The sequence below is a fragment of the Faecalibacterium sp. DFI.5.82 genome, assembly GCF_029076575.1.
Taxonomy (GTDB): Bacteria; Bacillota; Clostridia; order Oscillospirales; family Ruminococcaceae; genus Faecalibacterium; species Faecalibacterium duncaniae.
On sequence record NZ_JARFIS010000191.1, the window covers coordinates 1 to 345 of the forward strand.

General features: G+C 58.0%; 1 pseudogene. It reads left to right on the forward strand.

Annotated features, from left to right (window positions below):
• Positions 1 to 345 (forward strand): annotated as a pseudogene (locus P0G09_RS16190) (reverse transcriptase); the annotation flags it as partial.

Sequence of the window (345 nt, forward strand, 5' to 3'; positions counted from 1 at the left end):
CAAGGAGATCGAGGCGTACATCAATCCGCTCGGCCTTCGGCTGACCGGCAAGACGCAGATCCTCCCGCTGAAGAACGGCATCGACTTCCTCGGCTTCCACACATACCTCACACATACCGGCAAGGTCGTGAGGAAAGTGCGGGCCAAGAGCATCGACAACATGAAGCGCAAGATCCGCAAGTTCCGCACTCTGGTGGACTCCGGCAAGATCACCCTCGACAGCGTCGTGCAATCCTCCGCGAGCTGGACGGGCCACATCTCACACGGCAACACCTACCACCTGCGGCAGAACATGGACGCCTATTTCTTCAGCTATTTACCGGAGCTCAAACCATCACCGAAAGG